The following is a 17,819-nucleotide window of genomic DNA, read 5'->3' as shown; positions in this document are numbered from 1 at the left end:
ACAGAATCCGCCGAACAGAAGGATTGACCCGAGGTCCACGCTCACGTCACATTGAGCGTCGTTCTAACCCAGTGGCGGCCATCGAAGGGACCAGCCATGCCGATCGAACAGCGCGGAGTCGACACCATCCCGGACGAGGAGCGGACCAGCGGTCCGCGCGACCTCGTGTCGATCCTCCTCGGCTCCAACCTCTGCCTGGGGGTGATCATCTTCGGCTGGCTGCCGCCGTCCTTCGGGCTCGGCTGGTGGGCGTCGGTGAGCGCCGTGGTGGCGGGCACCCTGGTCGGCACGGTCTTCACGGCCCCGCTGGCGCTGGTCTCCCTGCGCACCGCGACCAACCTGTCCACCTCTTCCGGCGCCCAGTTCGGGGTGCGCGGCCGGCTGGTCGGCTCGGTGGTCGGACTGCTGCTCGCCCTCGGCTACACCGCGCTGACGGTGTGGATCGGCGGGGACGTGATGCTGGACGTCCTCGGCCGCCTGTTCGGGGTGCCGGCGGACGGGGTGTCGTACGCCCTCGTGTACACGGTGCTCGCCGCCGCGACCGTCGCCGGCGCGGTCTACGGCTACCGCGTCCTGCTCGCCACGTCCCGGGTGCTGGCCGTCGGCATGACGGCCCTGCTCCTCCTCGGCGTCCTCGCCTACGCCCCGCACTTCACCACCGCCGCGCTGCCGGGCGCGGGCGGCTACCTGCTGGGCTCCTTCTGGCCCACCTGGTTCCTTGCGGTGGTCGCGGCGGGCCTGTCCGGGCCCATCGCCTTCATCACCCTGCTCGGCGACTACACCCGCTACATCTCCCCCGCCCGCCACTCCGGGCGCCGGGTCCTGCACGCCACCTGGCTCGGCCTGATCCTCGGGCTGCTGGTGCCGCAGCTCTTCGGCACCTTCACGGCGTACGCGACCCGCGCCGCCACCGACTACGCGGGCCCGCTGGTCGCCCGGTCCCCCGGCTGGTACCTCGTGCCGCTGCTGCTGGCCGCCTCGGCCGGCTCGGTCGGCAACGCGGGCCTGATGCTGTACTCCATGGGCCTGGACCTGGACGCGATCCTGCCCCGCGCCTCCCGCGCCCGCGCCACCTGCACGGTCGCCGTCGTCGCCACCGCGTGCGTCTTCGCGGGCCACTACGCCTGGAACGCGCAGTCCGCGATGACGTCCTTCGTGCTGCTGCTCACCGCCGTCGGCACCCCGTGGGCGGTCGTCACCCTGATCGGCTTCGTCCGCTGCCGCGGCGAGTACGACGCCGACGCCCTCCAGGTCTTCAACCGCCGCTCGCGGGGCGGGATCTACTGGTACCGGGCGGGCTGGAACCCGCGGGCCACCGCCGCCTGGGCGGCCGGTGCGGCGGTCGGTCTGCTCGGGGTCTCCCTGCCGTCGTACCAGGGCCCGCTGCTGCGCCTGACCGGCGGGGTGGACTGCAGCTTCCTGCTGTCGGGCGCTGTCGGCGGTGCGGTGTACCTGCTGCTGACCGCCGGCCGGGAACGGCCGGGGGCCGCCGCGGACACCGAGGAGTCCGCGGCGGCCCTGACCGTCTAGCTCCGTCAGCCGACGCGGTGCATCCAGCCGTGCTCGTCCTCGGTCAGGCCGCGCTGGAGGCCGAGCAGGGCCTCGCGCAGCCGCTGGGTGACCGGGCCGGGCGTGCCGTCGCCGTGGGTCCACTGGTCCGTCTTGGTCTTGGCGTGGCCGATCGGGGTGACCACGGCCGCCGTACCGCAGGCGAAGACCTCGGTCAGCGCGCCGGACGCCGCGTCCTCGCGCCACTGCTGGAGCGTGACCACGCCCTCCTCGGCGGTGTAGCCGAGGTCGCGGGCGACCTGGAGCAGGGAGTCGCGGGTGATGCCCTCCAGGATGGAGCCGGTCAGCGACGGGGTGACGATCCGGTCGCCGTAGACGAAGGCGACGTTCATGCTGCCGCTCTCCTCGACCTTGGTCCGGGTGACCGCGTCGAGGTAGACGACCTGGTCGCAGCCGTGCGCGGCGGCCTCGGCCTGCGGCAGCAGGGAGGCGGCGTAGTTGCCGCCGGTCTTGGCGTCACCGGTGCCGCCCGGGACGGCGCGGACGTGGTCCTCGGAGATCCAGATGGTGACCGGCCGCACGCCGCCGGCGAAGTAGGCGCCGGACGGGGAGGCGATCAGCATGAACAGGTACTCGTTCGCCGGGTGCACGCCGAGCGCGGCCTCCGTGGCGAACATGAACGGCCGCAGGTACAGGGACGCCTCGCCGCCGTGCGGCGGGACCCAGTCGGCGTCCTGGGTGAGCAGCGCGTCCAGGGCGCCGATGAACAGCTCCTCGGGCAGCTCGGCCATCGCCATGCGGCGGGCGGAGCTGCGGAAGCGGCGCGCGTTGGCCTCGGGGCGGAACACCGCGACGGAGCCGTCCGGCTGGCGGTACGCCTTCAGGCCCTCGAAGATCTCCTGGCCGTAGTGCAGGACGTGGGTCGAGGGGTCGAGGGAGATCGGGCCGTACGGAACGAGCTGCGCGTCGTGCCAGCCGCGGCCCTCGGTCCACTTGATCGTCACCATGTGGTCGGTGAAGTGGCGGCCGAATCCGGGGTCGGCCAGGATGGCCTCGCGCTCGGCGGCGGCGAGCGGGCTGGCGGACGGCTTGAGCTCGATCGTGGGCGTCGTCATCAGTGGTTGTCCTTCACCGGTTGTAGTGACGGGCCGCGCTCACGCCTGTACTGCCGGTCGTCGGTGCTAGGACGTCCGAGCACTCCCTCATACCGCGGCTCCGCGTTCGATTATCGCGCGGCGCCGGTAGTGGTCGGAATCGGGGTGAAGCGGCCCAGGGTTGATGGTGGCACCCGGTGAGGCACAGGAAAAGCCGCCGGGTGCGTCTGCGACCCGGCGGCTCGGTGTAGCGCGGCGGGTCAGCCGGCTACGCGTACGGCGAGCGCGTCGCCGATCTCGGCGGTGGCGCGGGCGGGCCGCCCGGCACGCTCGGTCAGGTCGGCGGTGACCGCCGCGTCGATGCGGTCGGCCTCCGCGTCGTAGCCGAGGTGGCGCAGCAGCAGGGCGACGGACAGGACGGTGGCGGTGGGGTCCGCCTTGCCCTGCCCGGCGATGTCCGGGGCCGAGCCGTGGACCGGCTCGAACATGGACGGGAACTCGCGGGTGGGGTTGATGTTCCCGGAGGCGGCCACGCCGATGCCGCCGGAGACGGCCGCGGCGAGGTCGGTGATGATGTCGCCGAAGAGGTTGTCGGTGACGATGACGTCGAACCGGCCCGGGTCGGTGACCAGGTAGATCGTGGCCGCGTCGACGTGGATGTAGTCGGTGGTGACCTCGGGGAACTCCGCGGCCACCCGGTTGAAGGTGTTCGTCCACAGGTGCCCGGCGAAGGTCAGCACGTTGTTCTTGTGGACCAGCGTGAGCTTCTTGCGCGGGCGGGCCTGGGCGCGGGCGAAGGCGTCGCGGACGACGCGCTCGACACCGTAGGCCGTGTTGACGGACACCTCGGTGGCGACCTCGTGCTCGGTGCCCTTGCGGATCGTGCCGCCGTTGCCGGTGTACGGGCCCTCGGTGCCCTCGCGGACGACGACGAAGTCGATCTCCGGCTGGCCGGCGAGCGGGGTGGCGACACCCGGGAGCAGCTTCGACGGACGCAGGTTGACGTGGTGGTCGAAGGCGAAGCGGAGCTTGAGCAGGAAACCGCGCTCCAGGACCCCGGACGGCACCGACGGGTCGCCGATGGCGCCGAGCAGGATGGCGTCGTGCTTCCGGAGCGCGGCGAGGTCGGCGTCGGTGAGGGTCTCACCGGTGGCGTGGTAGCGCCGGGCGCCGAAGTCGTACTCCTCGGTCTCCAGCTTCACATCCTGCGGCAGGACGGCGGAGAGGACCTTCAGACCCTCGGCCACGACCTCCTGGCCGATGCCGTCACCGGGGATCACTGCGAGATTGATGCTGCGAGACATGTCGGCACCCTACTCCTCGTCCCATTGCATGACACACCTTGTCCGCCATGCGGACATGGACGGGTCGCGGGCGCTTGTCGCCGCGGGGTGCGGCGCGCCGGGCGGGGCCGTGCCGCGCCCGGCGTGAGCGGCGGTCCGGCTCAGTGGCCGGTCGCGCCACCGTTGTCCCGGCGGTCCAGGGCGCGCTGGAGGGCGGCGGCGGCGTTCTTGCGGTCGGACTCGCTCGCGCGGGTCACGTGGCGGACGCGGCGGCGGACGGTCGTCTCGGCCATGGGAATCGACTCCTTCGGCGGAACGCGGAGCGTGGCGGTGTGGGGATGCGAGACGCCGGAAGGGGCGGGGAGCACCGGCCGCAGGGGTTGCCTGCACAGGGCCCGGCTCACGACCGCCATTCGCTGGATGGAGCGAGACGTTCGGCTCCTTCCAAGCTAAGGGAGCGGTCCACGTCTGTCTGCCCAATTACTCGGACTTCCTACTATCTGAGACGGCGGACCGTGTCGCACCGCGCTGACCTGCGCTCTCGTGCGCCCGGGGTACGCTCCGCGCGCCGGTCAGGTGACGTCCCCGTCCCGCCAGTCGAAGACCAGTTCCCCGGCCGGGTCGAGCGGGCCGGCGAGCGCGGGCCGCAGGTACACGCCCCCTTCCTCCTCCGGCAGCCGCACGATGCCGTCCGGCGAGAGCGCGTGCACCCGGCCGGGCCAGCACTGCCAGCCGCGGGCGGTGTACAGCGCGGCCCCGGCCTCGCTCGCCGACAGCGCGCCGAGGTCGTAGGCCCGCTCGGTCACCCGCTCCAGCTCGGCCATCACCCGCCCGCCGAGCCCGGTGCGCCGGACGTCGGCCCGGACGGCCACGGCCTCCACGTACCCGGTGCGCAGCCAGCGCCCGCGGTGCCGCAGCCGGCGCATCACGACGGCGCCGTGCGCGGCGAGCCCGGCCGCGTCCCGGACGCGCATGTGCAGGCCGCCCAGCCCGTGCTCCCAGTCCTCGTCGGAGAAGTCGCCGTCGAAGGCGTCGTTCAGCAGGGCGCGGATCTCGGCGAGGTCGGCCGGCCGGAGGTCCGCGGTGTGGGCGAGGTCGGGGCGAGGTGTCATGGCGCCAGTCTCACACCCATCCGCCTAACCTGTGAAACTTTATTGACCGGTTAGGTGTGGGCGTGCTGGACTGCCGTCATGCCTACGCACCGGGTCCACCACCGCACCCTGACCGTCCGCGGCCTCGACGTGTTCTACCGCGAGGCCGGCCCGGCGGACGCTCCGGTCCTGCTGCTCCTGCACGGCTTCCCGAGCAGTTCGCACATGTTCCGCGACCTGATCCCGCTCCTCGCCGACCGGTACCGGGTCATCGCCCCGGACCACATCGGCTTCGGCCGCTCGGCCGCGCCGGACCCCGCCGCGTTCCGGTACACCTTCGACGGACTCGCGGCGGTCACGGACGAGTTCACCCGGCTCCTGGGGCTGGAGCGGTACGCCCTCTACGTCCAGGACTACGGCGCCCCGATCGGCCTGCGCCTGGCGCTCGCCCACCCCGGCCGGGTCACCGCGCTCGTCACCCAGAACGGCAACGCCTACGAGGAGGGGCTCGGCGCGGCGGCCTGGGCGCCGGTGCTGGCGCTCATCGAGCGGCGCGACCCCCAAACCGAGGCGCCGGTCCGGGAGATCTACACGCCCGAGGGGGTCCGGTGGCAGTACCTGCACGGCGTCGCGGACCCGACCCTGGTCAGCCCGGACGCCTACGAGCACGACGCGGCCCTGCTCGCCCAGCCCGGCCAGCCGGAGATCCAGCTCGACCTGATCTGCGACTACGGCTCCAACTTCGCGCTGTACCCGTCCTTCCACGCCTGGTTCCGGGAGAGCCGGGTGCCGCTGCTCGCGGTCTGGGGGGCGCGCGACGAGATCTTCGTGCCGGAGGGGGCGCTCGCCTTCCGCCGGGACCTCCCCGACGCGGAGATCCACCTGCTGCCCACCGGCCACTTCGCGCTGGAGACGCACGCGGCCCAGATCGCCGGCCTGATGCGCGACTTCCTCGGCCGCCACTTGCGCTGACATGGCGACGGGCCGGGAGGACCGCGCGTGGCAGTCCTCCCGGCCCGGGTTCGCGGGGCGGGTCAGCCCATGTGCGGGTACGCGTAGTCGGTCGGCGCGACCAGGGCCTCCTTGATGGCCCGGGTCAGCGTCCAGCGCAGCAGGTTCTGCGGGGCGCCGGCCTTGTCGTTGGTGCCGGAGGCACGGCCGCCGCCGAAGGGCTGCTGGCCGACGACGGCGCCGGTCGACTTGTCATTGATGTAGAAGTTGCCCGCCGCGTAGCGGAGCCGCTCCATCGTGTGCGCGGCCGCGGCGCGGTCGTTGGAGATGACCGCGCCGGTGAGGGCGTAGTCCGACACCGACTCCATCTGGGTCAGCATCTCGTCGTACTTGTCGTCCTCGTACACGTGCACCGCGAGGATCGGGCCGAAGTACTCGGTCCTGAAGACCTCGTTCTCCGGGTCGGTGCACTCGACGACGGTCGGGCGGACGAACCAGCCGACCGAGTCGTCGTAGCTGCCGCCCGCGACGATCGTGCAGGACGGGTCCTCCTTGGCCCGGTCGATCGCGGCCTTGTTCTTGGCGAACGAGCGCTCGTCGATCACGGCGCCGATGAAGTTCGACAGGTCCGTGACGTCGCCCATGGTCAGGTAGTCGACCTCGGCCGCGAACTCCTCCTTGAAGCCCGAGTTCCAGATGGAGGCCGGGATGTAGGCGCGGGAGGTGGCGCTGCACTTCTGGCCCTGGTACTCGAAGGCACCGCGGGTCAGCGCCGTCTTGAGGACCGCGCGGTCGGCCGACGGGTGCGCGACGAGGAAGTCCTTGCCGCCGGTCTCGCCGACCAGGCGCGGGTAGGAGCGGTACTTCTCGATGTTGTTGCCGACCGTCTTCCACAGGTACTGGAAGGTCTTGGTCGAGCCGGTGAAGTGGATGCCGGCCAGGTCGCGGTGGTTCAGGGCGACCTCGGAGACGGCGATGCCGTCGCCGGTGACCAGGTTGATGACGCCCTTGGGCAGGCCCGCCTCCTCCAGCAGCCGCATGAGCAGCACGGCGGCGTGGGTCTGGGTCGGGGACGGCTTCCAGACCACCACGTTGCCCATCAGCGCGGGCGCGGTGGGCAGGTTCGCGGCGATCGCCGAGAAGTTGAACGGCGTGATCGCGTAGACGAAGCCCTCCAGCGGGCGGTGGTCCAGGCGGTTCCAGACACCCGGGGAGTTCGCCGGGGGCTGCTCGGCGAGGATCTGGCGGGCGTAGTGCACGTTGAAGCGCCAGAAGTCGACCAGCTCGCAGGGGCTGTCGATCTCGGCCTGCTGGGCGGTCTTGGACTGGCCCAGCATGGTGGAGGCGGCGATGGTCTCGCGCCACGGACCGGACAGCAGCTCGGCGGCGCGCAGGATGATCGCGGCGCGGTCGTCGAAGGACATGGCGCGCCAGGCCGGCGCGGCGGCCAGGGCCGCGTCGACGGCGTCCTGGGCGTCCTGGGCGGTGGCGTTGCGCAGGGTGCCGAGCACGGCCTTGTGGTTGTGCGGCTGCACGACCTGGAACGGCTCGCCGCCGCCCATCCGCTGCTCGCCGCCGATGGTCATCGGCAGGTCGATCGGGTTCTCCGCCAGCTCCTTGAGCTTGGCCTCCAGCCGGGAGCGCTCGGGGGAACCGGGGGCGTAGCCGTGCACCGGCTCGTTGACGGGGGTGGGGACCTGGGTCACAGCGTCCATGAGATCCGTAACTCCTTGTACGTGAGCGGGTGGTTCGGGCTCAGCCCTTGCTGACCATGGAACGGAGGAAGAACCGCAGGTTGGCGGGCTTCTCCGCGAGGCGGCGCATGAAGTAGCCGTACCAGTCGGTGCCGTAGGCGGTGTAGACGCGCATGCGGTGGCCCTCGGCGGCCAGCCGCAGGTGCTCGTCGCCGCGGATGCCGTACAGCATCTGGAACTCGTACTCGTCGAGCTTGCGGCCGGCCTTGTGGGCCAGCTCCTGGGCGATGGAGATCAGGCGCGGGTCGTGCGACCCGATCATCGGGTACCCCTCGCCCTCCATCAGTGTGCGCAGGACACGCACGTAGGCCTTGTCGATCTCGTGCTTCTGCTGGTACGCGACCTCGGCGGGCTCCTTGTAGGCGCCCTTGACCAGGCGGACGCGGCTGCCGGACTCGGCCAGGCGGCGGGCGTCGGCCTCGGTGCGGAACAGGTACGCCTGGATGACGCAGCCGGTCTGCGGGAAGTCCTTCCGCAGCTCCTCGTGGATGGCGAACATCGAGTCGAGGGTGGTGTGGTCCTCGGCGTCCAGGGTGACCGTCGTGCCGATGGCGGCGGCGGCCTCGACGACCGGGCGGACGTTCGCGAGGGCCAGCTCGTGGCCCCCCGCCAGCGCCTGGCCGAACATGGAGAGCTTGACCGACATCTCGACCCGCTCGCCGAGCTCCAGCTCCTTGAGGTGGTCGATCAGCGCCAGGTACGCGTCCCGGGCGGCGGCGGCCTGCTCGGGGGTGGTGATGTCCTCGCCGACGACGTCCATCGTCAGTTCCAGGCCCCTGGCCGTCAGGTCCTCGATGATCGGGACGACGTCCGCCACGGTCTCGCCGGGGATGAAGCGGTCGACGACCTGCTTGGTCACCGGCGCCGCCGAGATCAGGCGGCGCATCCGGTCGCTACGCGACGCGGCGAGAATCACGGGACCCAGCACGGGGCACCTCCACAACAAGGCCAGAAGAAGGCCGAAACCCGTCCATACGGGTACGGCACGGAGAACCACCGTGAAATCTAGGGACCCCCTCGATCCTGGGCCATCGACAGCTGTCACGCATCCGTGCCCGGGATCTCAGACAGATGTATGAAGGTGGCCGGAAAATGGGGGAGAATGCCCGGATGGCGGCGGATTACAAGGCGGACTACCAGGAACTGGTGGACGAGATCTCGGAGCTGCTGGGCGTGCCGGCGACCCTGGAGAACCGGGACTTCGAGCTGATCGCCTTCGGCGCGTACGACAGCGACGAGCTGGACGCCTCCGCGCTGGACCCGGTGCGCACCCGCTCGATCCTGACCCGGCGTTCCACGGCGGCGGTCCGGGCCTGGTTCGAGGGGTTCGGCATCACGCGCGCGACCGGCCCGGTGCGCATCCCGGCGAGCACGGAGGCCGGGGTCTACCGCGGCCGGATCTGCCTGCCGGTACGCCACCGGGGGGTCGTCCTCGGCTACGTCTGGCTGCTGGAGGGCGACCCGGAGCCGACCGGGCAGCAGCTCGCCGCGGCGACGGAGGTGGCCGGCCGGATCGGCGCCCTGCTCGCGGACGAGGCGGAGGCCGGGGCGGGGCTGAGCCGGGAGCTGCGGGCGGTGCTCACCGCGGAACGCGGCTGGCAGCGGGACATGGCGGTGGCCGACCTGCGCACCGCCCTCGGCTCCCGCGCCGACGGTCCCCTCACCCTGGTCTGCGTCGCCCCCTGGCCGTCGGCCGACCCGGACGACGCCCCGGCCGCCCGCACGATCCCGCACGCCGCGGCCCTGTGCACGCTGCCCTGGGGCGCCGCCGGGCAGAGCCTGGCGCTGCTGGTGCGGCTGCGGACCACCGAGACGAGCGCCTCCGCGCTGGCGGCGGCCGCGCGGCTGCTGAAGGAGGCCGGGGCGGCACGCGGGGCGGCCGCCGCGGCGCGCGGGGCCGGGGCCCGGGTGGCGGCGGCGGTCGCCGCGGGGTTCGCCGCGCAGGCCCGGGCGGCCGGGACCGCCGGGTGCGCCGCCGGGATCGGCGAGCCCCGCTCCGGGCTCACCGAGCTGGACGAGGTCTGGCAGGAGGCGTCGGCCGCCGCGCGCGCCGCGCTGGCCGAGCCGCGGTTCGGCCCGGTCGCCGAGTGGGCGCGGATCGGGGCGTACCGGCTGCTGACCACGCTGCCGCCGGAGGCCGCGCACGACCGGGTGGTCCGCCCGCTCCTCTCCCCCGCCCACCGGGAGCTGGCGCGCACGGCCGAGGTCTACCTGGACTGCGCGGGCCAGGCCGGCCGCACCGCCTCCGAGCTGGGCGTCCACCGCCAGACGCTGTACTACCGGCTGTCCCGGGTGGAGCAGCTCACCGGCCTGGACCTGGACGACGGGGAGGACCGGCTGCTGCTGCACATGGCGCTGAAGCGGGCGCGGCTGTGACCGTCCCGCGCGGCACCGCCCGGCCGGCGGCCGGTCAGCCCTTGGTGGACTCCATCAGCCGCCGCAGCCCCTCGGTGAGCTGTTCGGCGGTGGTCGCCGAGTCGGGATCGAAGAGCCACTGCACCATGAGGCCGTTCAGCAGGGTCTGGTAGAGACGGCCCTCGGTCTCGGCAGCCTCCGGGGCGAGGTCGGCCTCCGGGACGCCGCTGAACAGGGCGGCGAGCCCCGCCCGGCCCTCGCGCTGCGCCTCGGCGAGCAGCTTGCGCACCTCCTCCAGCCGCTCGTCCTGGAACATCAGCTCGAAGCTCAGCAGCCAGACGGCCCGCGACTCGGGCACCGTGCGGATGATGCCGGCCCACACCTCCTGGAACCGCTCCAGCGTCCCCGGCGGCTGCGTCACCCGGCCGCCGATTCCCGGATCGAACCGCTCGCCGACGCCCTCGATCAGGCCGATGTACGCCTGCACCAGCAACTCGGCCTTCGACCCGTAGTGGTAGCCGATCGACGCCAGGTTGGTGCCCGACTCCCTGACGACGTCCCGCGCGGTCGTGCGCAGGAAGCCCTTCTCCAGCAGGCAGCGCTTGGCGCCTTCGAGCAGATCCTCACGGTGTCCCATTCGGCCACCCTACCCGGATCCATACAAGCGTCCTAGACAAGTGACTTACACAAGCGTTCTAGACAGACGTATAAGACGCCCGTACAGTCCTCGGCATGACGAACCCGACGAGCACCACCGCCCCCGCCGACGCCGCCCCCGGCCGCGCCGGACGCCGTGAGTGGACCGCCATGGGCGTGCTGATGCTGCCGCTGCTGCTGGTCTCGATGGACGTCTCCGTCCTGTACTTCGCCACCCCCGCGATGAGCGCGGACCTGCACCCCAGCGGCACCCAGCAGTTGTGGATCTTCGACGTCTACGGATTCGTCCTGGCCGGCCTGCTGATGACCATGGGCTCGCTCGGCGACCGCATCGGCCGCCGCAGGCTGCTGCTGGCGGGTGCCGCCGCCTTCGGCGCCGCCTCGCTCCTCGCCGCCTACGCCGACAGCGCCGGGACCCTGATCGCGGCCCGCGCGATCCTCGGCATCGGCGGCGCGACCCTGATGCCGTCCACGATGGCGCTGGTGCGCACGATGTTCACCGACCCCGCGCAGCGCGCGAAGGCGATCGGCCTGTGGTCCGGCGTGATGACCGGCGGCATCGCCCTCGGCTCGGTGATGAGCGGCATCCTGGTCGAGCACTTCTGGTGGGGCTCGGTCTTCCTGGTCAACCTGCCCGCGATGGTGCTCCTGCTGGTCCTCGGCCCGGTGCTGCTGCCCGAGTCGAAGGACCCCGCGCCCGGCCGCTTCGACCTGCTGAGCGTCCCGCTGTCGATGGCCGCCGTGCTCCCCGTGATCTACGGCGTGAAGGAGATCCCCTCCGAGGGCTGGCACCCGCTGTACGTCGTCTCGATCGCCGTCGGCCTGCTCTTCGGTGCCCTGTTCGTCCACCGGCAGCGCACCGGCGCCTCGCCGCTGATCCCGCCGGCCCTGCTGCGGGGCCGCGGCTTCACCCCGGCGCTGGTGCTGAACCTGGTCGCCGCGCTCGCCATGCTGGGCTCGGCCGTCTTCACCACGCAGTACCTCCAGTCGGTGCTCGGCAAGAGCCCGCTGGCGGCGGCCCTGTGGAGCCTGCTGCCCTCCGTGTTCATCGGCTTCGCCGGCCCGGTCACCGCGGTGCTCGTCCAGCGGGGCGTCCACCGGGCGTACGTCGTCTCCGGCGGCTTCGCCGCCATGGCGGCCGGATACGCGATGCTCACCCTCATCGGCACCGACTCGCTGTGGCTGGTGCTGGCCGGGGCCGGGGTCCTGGCCTGCGGGATGGTCGCCATCACGTCCCAGTTGGTCGACCTGGTCATGAGCAGCGCCCCGGTGGAGCGGGCGGGCACGGCCTCCGCACTGCTGGAGACCAGCACCGAGTTCGGCGGCGCCCTCGGCATGGCCGTCCTCGGCTCCGTCGGTACGGCGGTCTACCGGCACGACATGCCGGCCGGCGCTCCGGCCCCGGCCCGCGAGACCCTGGGCAACGCGCTCGTCACGGCCGCGCACCTGCCCGGCGGCGCGGGCGAGTCCCTGGTCACCGCGGCCCGGGCGGCGTTCACCAGCGGCTTCCACAGCGCGGCGATCGCCGGGGCGGTGCTGACGGCGCTGGCCGCGGTGGCCGCGGCGGTGACCCTGCGGAGCATCGAGGTCCGCGAGAACCCGGGGACCGGGGAGAGCGGGGAGAGCGGGGAAACCGGAGAGATCGGGGAGGCCGCGGAGGCCGGGCGGGCCGGCGCGTAGCGCAACGGCGGAACGCCGGACGGGCCGAGGGTTCTCGGCCCGTCCGGCGTTCCGGCGTCCAGCGGTCCCGGCCGGGACCTCAGACCAGGTTCACCGAGCGGGCGGACGTCGCGCCGATCTCCTCGGCGACCTCGGCCAGCACGTTCGGGGCCACGGTGTCGTCGACGGTCAGCACCGCCAGCGCCTCGCCGCCCGCCGCCGCACGGGCGACCTGCATGCCCGCGATGTTGAGGCCGCCCTCGCCGAGGATGCGGCCGACGGTGCCGACGACGCCCGGACGGTCCTCGTAGCGCAGCACCACCATGTGGTCGGCGAGGGCCAGGTCCACGTCGTAGTCGCCGACGGCGACGAGCTTCTGCACGTGCTTCGGGCCGGCCAGCGTGCCGGAGACCGACACCTCCTCGCCGGTGCCCAGCGTGCCGCGCACCGTCACCACGTTGCGGTGGTCGGCCGACTCCGAGCTGGTCGTCAGCCGGACCTCGACCCCGCGCTCCTGGGCGAACAGCGGCGCGTTGACGTACGACACCGTCTCGTCGACGACGTCCTCGAACACGCCCTTGAGCGCGGACAGCTCCAGCACCTTCACGTCGTGCTGGGTGATCTCGCCGTAGACCTCGACGTCGAGGCGGACCGCGACCTCGCCGGCGAGCGCGGTGAAGATCCGGCCGAGGCGCTCGGCGAGCGGCAGACCCGGCTTGACGTCCTCGGCGATGACGCCGCCCTGGACGTTGACGGCGTCCGGCACCAGCTCGCCGGCGAGGGCGAGGCGCACCGACTTGGCGACGGCGATACCGGCCTTCTCCTGCGCCTCGTCCGTCGACGCGCCCAGGTGCGGGGTGCACACGACCTGGTCCAGCTCGAAGAGCGGGGAGTCGGTGCAGGGCTCCTTGGCGTACACGTCGAGGCCGGCGCCGGCGACGCGGCCCTCCTTCAGCGCCGCGTACAGCGCCGCCTCGTCGACGATGCCGCCGCGGGCCGCGTTGACGATGCGCACGCTCGGCTTGACCTTGCGCAGCGCCTCGTCGCCGATCAGGCCGAGGGTCTCGGGGGTCTTGGGCAGGTGGACGGTGATGAAGTCGGAGACCTCCAGCAGCTCGTCCAGCGACAGCACCTTGACGCCCATCTGCGCGGCCCGGGCGGGCTGCACGTAGGGGTCGTAGGCGACGACCTTCATGCCGAAGGCGGACATCCGCTGGGCGACCAGGGCGCCGATGCGGCCGAGGCCGACGACGCCGAGGGTCTTCTCGGCCAGCTCGACGCCCGTGTACTTGCTGCGCTTCCACTCGGCGTTCTTCAGCGCGGCGTTGGCCTGCGGGATGTTGCGGGCGGTGGCGAGGAGGAGACCGCACGCCAGCTCGGCGGCGGTCACGATGTTGGAGGTCGGGGCGTTCACGACCATCACGCCGGCCTTGGTGGCGGCGGAGACGTCGACGTTGTCCAGGCCTACGCCGGCCCGCGCGACGACCTTGAGCTTCTTCGCGGCGGCGACCGCCTCGGCGTCGACCTTGGTGGCCGAGCGGATCAGGATCGCGTCCACGCCGGCGATGGCCGGGAGCAGTTCGGAGCGGTCCGCCCCGTTGCAGTGCCGGATCTCGAAGTCCGGACCGAGTGCGTCGACGGTGGCAGGCGACAGCTCTTCAGCGATGAGTACGACAGGTTTCGAGCTCACGTGAGTCCTCACATGTGCGATGCGGACGGCCGTCCCGACGGCCGCAGGCGGTGGAGGGGGGCTAGCCGCGGAAGACGCACGACGCTGTGGGCCTGACGCGTGTTGTGGAGCAGTCTAGTGGCGGGGCGCGGTTCGCATTGCGCCTCCGCGGAAGGATCACTCGTCCGGGGCTGGACGGGGTGGACAACAGGGGCCGGAGCGGTGTGCCCCGGCCCCCGTCGCGAGGCTCACGCCTCCTCGTCGACCCAGCTCATCAGCTTCCGCAGCTGCTTGCCCGTGGTCTCCAGCAGGTGCTCGGAGTCCTGCTGCTTGTACTCGTTGTACTTCTTCAGACCGCCGTGGTACTCGTCCATCCAGTTCTTGGCGAAGGTGCCGTCCTGGATCTCGGCGAGGATCTTCTTCATCTCGGCCTTGGTGGCGTCGGTGATGATCCGCGGGCCGGTGACGTAGTCGCCCCACTCGGCGGTCTCGGAGATGGACCAGCGCATCTTCTCCAGGCCGCCCTCGTACATGAGGTCCACGATCAGCTTCAGCTCGTGCAGGCACTCGAAGTAGGCGATCTCCGGCTGGTAACCGGCCTCGGTCAGCGTCTCGAAGCCCGCCTTGACCAACGCGGCCGTGCCACCGCACAGCACCGCCTGCTCGCCGAAGAGGTCGGTCTCGGTCTCCTCGGTGAAGGTGGTCTTGATGACGCCGGCGCGGGTGCCGCCGATGCCCTTGGCGTACGACAGGGCCAGCGCGAAGGCGTTGCCGGAGGCGTCCTGCTCCACGGCGGCGATGCACGGGACGCCGCGGCCCTCCTCGTACTGACGGCGCACCAGGTGGCCCGGGCCCTTCGGGGCGACCATGCAGACGTCCACGCCGGCCGGGGGCTTGATGAAGCCGTAGCGGATGTTCAGGCCGTGGCCGAAGAACAGCGCGTCGCCGTCCTTGAGGTTGTCCTTGACGGACTCCTCGTAGACCTGGGCCTGGATCGGGTCCGGGACCAGGATCATGATGACGTCGGCCTCGGCGGCGGCCTCGGCCGGGGTCACCACGCGCAGGCCCTGCTCCTCGGCCTTGGCCTTGGACTTGGAGCCCTCGTGCAGACCCACACGGACGTCGACACCCGAGTCACGCAGCGACAGCGCGTGGGCGTGGCCCTGGCTGCCGTAACCGATGACCGCGACCTTGCGGCCCTGGATGATGGACAGGTCGGCGTCGGCGTCGTAGAACAGCTCGGCCACTTTGGGTTCTCTCCTTGTGTGCAGGTGGTGCACCCACCGTATGACGGCGGGCGGGAAGGAAGTTCGGGGGTCTCGGCATACGGGCGGCCCGGTCGCGGGCCGCCCGTTCCCAGTCTTACGCCGACCGGTCGAGCGCGCGCAGCGAGCGGTCCGTGATCGAACGGGCGCCGCGGCCGATCGCGATGGTGCCGGACTGCACCAGCTCCTTGATGCCGAACGGCTCCAGCATCTTGAGCATGGCCGTCAGCTTCTCGTGGGACCCGGTGGCCTCGACGGTGACGGCGTCCGGGGAGACGTCGACCGTCTTCGCGCGGAAGAGCTGGACGATCTCGACGATCTGGGAGCGGGTCTCGTTGTCGGCGCGGACCTTCACCAGGACGAGTTCGCGCTGCACGGCCTGGCCGGGCTCCAGCTCGACGATCTTCAGCACGTTGACGAGCTTGTTGAGCTGCTTGGTCACCTGCTCCAGCGGCAGGTCCTCCACGCCCACCACGATGGTGATGCGGGAGATGTCGGGGTGCTCGGTGACACCGACCGCGAGCGAGTCGATGTTGAAGCCGCGCCGGGAGAACAGGGCGGCGATCCGGGCGAGGATGCCCGGCGTGTTCTCCACCAGGACGGAGAGCGTGTGCTTGGACATGGTGTTCTGCTCTTCCTTGCCGGTCGCAGGTCAGTCGTCGTCGTTGTCGCCGAAGTCGGGGCGGACGTCCCGTGCGGCCATGATCTCGTCGTTGGAGGTGCCGGCGGCGACCATCGGCCAGACCATCGCGTCCTCGTGGACGATGAAGTCGACGACGACCGGGCGGTCGTTGATGGCGTTGGCCTCGGCGATGACCTTGTCCAGGTCCTCCGGGCGCTCGCAGCGCAGGCCCACGCAGCCCATCGCCTCGGACAGCTTCACGAAGTCCGGCACGCGCGTGCCCTTGGCGTCCGGGTTGACGTCGTCCGGACCGCTGTGCAGCACGGTGTTGGAGTAGCGCTGGTTGTAGAACAGGGTCTGCCACTGGCGGACCATCCCGAGGGCGCCGTTGTTGATAATGGCGACCTTGATCGGGATGTTGTTCAGGGCGCAGGTGGTCAGTTCCTGGTTGGTCATCTGGAAGCAGCCGTCGCCGTCGATCGCCCAGACCGTCTGCTGCGGCGCGCCGGCCTTGGCGCCCATCGCGGCCGGGACCGCGTAGCCCATCGTCCCGGCGCCGCCGGAGTTCAGCCAGGTGGCGGGCTGCTCGTACTGGATGAAGTGCGCGGACCACATCTGGTGCTGGCCGACGCCCGCCGCGAAGATCGTGCCCTCGGGGGCGAGCTGCCCGATCCGCTCGATGACCTGCTGCGGCGAGAGCGAGCCGTCCTCGGGCTGGTCGTAGCCGAGCGGGTAGGTCTCGCGCCACCGGTTCAGGTCGCTCCACCAGGCGGTGTAGTCGCCCTTGTGGCCCTCGCTGTGCTCCTTCTGCACGGCCTGCACCAGGTCGGCGATGACCTCGCGGGCGTCGCCGACGATCGGCACGTCCGCGGCGCGGTTCTTGCCGATCTCGGCCGGGTCGATGTCGGCGTGGACGATCTTGGCGTACGGGGCGAAGCTGTCCAGCTTGCCGGTGACGCGGTCGTCGAAGCGGGCTCCGAGGGCGACGATCAGGTCGGCCTTCTGCAGCGCGGTGACGGCGGTGACCGCACCGTGCATGCCCGGCATCCCCACGTGCAGCGGGTGGCTGTCGGGGAACGCGCCGAGCGCCATCAGGGTGGTGGTGACGGGCGCTCCGGTGAGTTCGGCGAGGACCTTCAGCTCGGCGGTGGCCTGCGCCTTGAGGACGCCGCCGCCGACGTAGAGGACGGGCCGGCGGGCGGCGGTGATCAGCTTGGCGGCCTCGCGGATCTGCTTGGCGTGCGGCTTGGTCACCGGGCGGTAGCCGGGCAGGTCCAGGACGGGCGGCCAGGAGAAGGTGGTCTTCTTCTGGAGGATGTCCTTGGGGATGTCGACCAGGACCGGCCCGGGGCGGCCCGTCGAGGCGATGTGGAACGCCTCCGCGATCACCCGCGGGATGTCCTCGCCCTTGGTGACCAGGAAGCTGTGCTTGGTGATCGGCATGGTGATGCCGACGATGTCCGCCTCCTGGAAGGCGTCCGTGCCGATCGCGGAGGACACCACCTGCCCGGTGATCGCGACCAGCGGGACGGAGTCCATGTTGGCGTCGGCGATCGGGGTGACCAGGTTGGTGGCGCCGGGACCGCTCGTCGCCATGCAGACGCCGACCTTGCCCGTGGCCTGCGCGTAGCCGGTGGCCGCGTGGCCGGCGCCCTGCTCGTGCCGGACCAGGACGTGCCGCACCCGGGTGGAGTCCATCAGCGGGTCGTACGCCGGGAGGATCGTGCCGCCGGGAATGCCGAACACCGTGTCCACACCGACCTCCTCGAGGGAGCGGATGAGGGACTTCGCACCCGTGACGTGCTCGACGGGGGCGGACTGCTGTCCTCCGGAACGGGGCCGCGGCTGCGGATGGTGGGCCCCGGTGGCCTGCTCGGTCATCGGCATTCTCTTCTCGATGCTGAGGGTTT

At 71.8% G+C, this 17,819-nt stretch carries 15 protein-coding genes; 4 read left to right on the top strand and 11 right to left on the bottom strand.

Going from position 1 to position 17,819, the window contains the following annotated elements; genetic code table 11:
- Window positions 1–96 precede the first annotated feature (96 nt).
- Window positions 97–1,530, top strand: coding sequence for a cytosine permease (locus ACZ4K2_RS05985; RefSeq protein ID WP_467474195.1), 1,434 nt, complete (start codon window positions 97–99; stop codon window positions 1,528–1,530).
- 5 nt (window positions 1,531–1,535) lie between these two features.
- Here ACZ4K2_RS05985 and ACZ4K2_RS05980 read toward each other — a convergent pair whose 3' ends face one another.
- The 4 genes from ACZ4K2_RS05980 to ACZ4K2_RS05965 all read right to left on the bottom strand — a co-directional run bounded on the left by ACZ4K2_RS05980 (window position 1,536) and on the right by ACZ4K2_RS05965 (window position 4,998).
- Window positions 1,536–2,624, bottom strand: coding sequence for a branched-chain amino acid aminotransferase (locus tag ACZ4K2_RS05980; RefSeq protein ID WP_467474193.1), 1,089 nt, complete (start codon window positions 2,622–2,624; stop codon window positions 1,536–1,538).
- Between the two features lie 239 nt (window positions 2,625–2,863).
- Window positions 2,864–3,907, bottom strand: a complete 1,044-nt coding sequence (locus tag ACZ4K2_RS05975) for a 3-isopropylmalate dehydrogenase (RefSeq protein ID WP_467474192.1) — start codon at window positions 3,905–3,907, stop codon at window positions 2,864–2,866.
- Between the two features lie 140 nt (window positions 3,908–4,047).
- Complete coding sequence (locus ACZ4K2_RS05970; protein WP_467474190.1) at window positions 4,048–4,179, bottom strand: hypothetical protein; 132 nt, start codon at window positions 4,177–4,179, stop codon at window positions 4,048–4,050.
- Between the two features lie 279 nt (window positions 4,180–4,458).
- Complete coding sequence (locus tag ACZ4K2_RS05965) at window positions 4,459–4,998, bottom strand: GNAT family N-acetyltransferase (RefSeq protein WP_467474189.1); 540 nt, start codon at window positions 4,996–4,998, stop codon at window positions 4,459–4,461.
- Between the two features lie 78 nt (window positions 4,999–5,076).
- Here ACZ4K2_RS05965 and ACZ4K2_RS05960 point away from each other — a divergent pair, with 78 nt between their 5' ends.
- Complete coding sequence (locus tag ACZ4K2_RS05960; RefSeq protein WP_467474187.1) at window positions 5,077–5,949, top strand: alpha/beta fold hydrolase; 873 nt, start codon at window positions 5,077–5,079, stop codon at window positions 5,947–5,949.
- A 62-nt stretch (window positions 5,950–6,011) separates the two neighbouring features.
- Here the strand turns inward: ACZ4K2_RS05960 and pruA are convergent, their stop codons facing one another.
- Together pruA and ACZ4K2_RS05950 are read right to left on the bottom strand one after the other, a co-directional pair.
- Window positions 6,012–7,643, bottom strand: coding sequence for an L-glutamate gamma-semialdehyde dehydrogenase (gene pruA, locus ACZ4K2_RS05955; RefSeq protein WP_467474186.1), 1,632 nt, complete (start codon window positions 7,641–7,643; stop codon window positions 6,012–6,014).
- A gap of 40 nt (window positions 7,644–7,683) precedes the next feature.
- A complete protein-coding gene (locus tag ACZ4K2_RS05950) occupies window positions 7,684–8,610 on the bottom strand; it encodes a proline dehydrogenase family protein (RefSeq protein ID WP_467474184.1) in 927 nt (308 codons plus the stop codon).
- A 164-nt stretch (window positions 8,611–8,774) separates the two neighbouring features.
- Here ACZ4K2_RS05950 and ACZ4K2_RS05945 point away from each other — a divergent pair, with 164 nt between their 5' ends.
- Window positions 8,775–10,058: a PucR family transcriptional regulator gene (locus tag ACZ4K2_RS05945; RefSeq protein ID WP_467474183.1), complete on the top strand. Its 1,284-nt coding sequence runs from the start codon at window positions 8,775–8,777 to the stop codon at window positions 10,056–10,058.
- Window positions 10,059–10,092: 34 nt separating this feature from the next.
- Here ACZ4K2_RS05945 and ACZ4K2_RS05940 read toward each other — a convergent pair whose 3' ends face one another.
- The gene (locus ACZ4K2_RS05940; protein WP_467474182.1) at window positions 10,093–10,674 is read right to left on the bottom strand and encodes a TetR/AcrR family transcriptional regulator; all 582 of its coding nucleotides are present in this window, start codon (window positions 10,672–10,674) and stop codon (window positions 10,093–10,095) included.
- Between the two features lie 95 nt (window positions 10,675–10,769).
- On the opposite strand from ACZ4K2_RS05940, the gene ACZ4K2_RS05935 reads away from it, so the two are divergent.
- Window positions 10,770–12,374: an MFS transporter gene (locus ACZ4K2_RS05935; RefSeq protein ID WP_467474181.1), complete on the top strand. Its 1,605-nt coding sequence runs from the start codon at window positions 10,770–10,772 to the stop codon at window positions 12,372–12,374.
- Window positions 12,375–12,453: 79 nt separating this feature from the next.
- On the opposite strand, the gene serA is transcribed toward ACZ4K2_RS05935, so the two are convergent.
- The 4 genes from serA to ACZ4K2_RS05915 form a co-directional block, all read right to left on the bottom strand.
- Complete coding sequence (gene serA / locus ACZ4K2_RS05930; RefSeq protein WP_467474179.1) at window positions 12,454–14,043, bottom strand: phosphoglycerate dehydrogenase; 1,590 nt, start codon at window positions 14,041–14,043, stop codon at window positions 12,454–12,456.
- A gap of 227 nt (window positions 14,044–14,270) precedes the next feature.
- On the bottom strand, window positions 14,271–15,269 hold the full coding sequence (gene ilvC / locus ACZ4K2_RS05925; protein ID WP_467474178.1) for a ketol-acid reductoisomerase: 999 nt from the start codon (window positions 15,267–15,269) through the stop codon (window positions 14,271–14,273).
- A 115-nt stretch (window positions 15,270–15,384) separates the two neighbouring features.
- Entirely contained in the window at window positions 15,385–15,909 is a 525-nt protein-coding gene (gene ilvN / locus ACZ4K2_RS05920; protein WP_467474177.1) for an acetolactate synthase small subunit, read from the bottom strand.
- A 30-nt stretch (window positions 15,910–15,939) separates the two neighbouring features.
- On the bottom strand, window positions 15,940–17,790 hold the full coding sequence (locus ACZ4K2_RS05915) for an acetolactate synthase large subunit (protein ID WP_467474176.1): 1,851 nt from the start codon (window positions 17,788–17,790) through the stop codon (window positions 15,940–15,942).
- Window positions 17,791–17,819 lie beyond the last annotated feature (29 nt).

This window comes from Streptomyces sp. NPDC025833 (assembly GCF_055558055.1).
Note: the sequence above shows the minus strand (reverse complement) of the source record. Positions and strands in the feature narration are given on the sequence as shown.